Here is a 522-nt window from a genome sequence, read left to right as displayed (position 1 = left end):
AAATGGTTCATATAAGCAAAGAGATATATCTCTTTGTTATTTCGTTGCCGATACCAGTATATCAAGGCGATTTTTAACACTTTCATAAACTCTTCCTGCGTCAATAACAGCCATGAATACTGTAAACAGGATCTGTTTTTCTTCCTGTTCCATATAAAACCATTGGCTTTTGTTATTCGCCAGTCTTCCCCTTGTTGAAAATGAGGATAAAATCACCTCCCGCTTAACTGAAAATCCAAATAACCCCTTAATCACTGATTTTGCTGTGGCATAGGTTGAATCTATCTCGAAATAATGTAGAAACAGCCCTGTTACGACGATTACTAACTCCTGCATAACACTTCTTTTAAGCGAAGATATGGCGTTACCGTACCTTCCGGCAAGGGTTCTGGTTGATGTGCTTCCACTTTCTGCGTAAGATCCTGACTGATGTTTTTCTCTGATAGTTCTGAATTCGCTATCAACTTTAATATCGTTCAACTGGATGTTAATTTCTGCGTCATTTCCATTGCAGTTAATAAA

At 37.7% G+C, this 522-nt stretch carries 1 protein-coding gene; it reads right to left on the bottom strand.

Translation table 11 applies throughout. From position 1 onward, the window contains the following. Nucleotides 1–36 precede the first annotated feature (36 nt). The coding region (locus ACSZO4_RS25820; RefSeq protein WP_437891927.1) for a hypothetical protein at nucleotides 37–522 on the bottom strand (486 nt) is incomplete at its 5' end.

Source organism: Phytobacter sp. V91 (assembly GCF_965644225.1).
In the GTDB taxonomy this organism is placed as follows: Bacteria; Pseudomonadota; Gammaproteobacteria; order Enterobacterales; family Enterobacteriaceae; genus CBFFRJ01.
The sequence above is the reverse complement of the archived record's forward strand: the minus strand, read 5'-3'. Positions and strand labels throughout refer to the sequence as shown.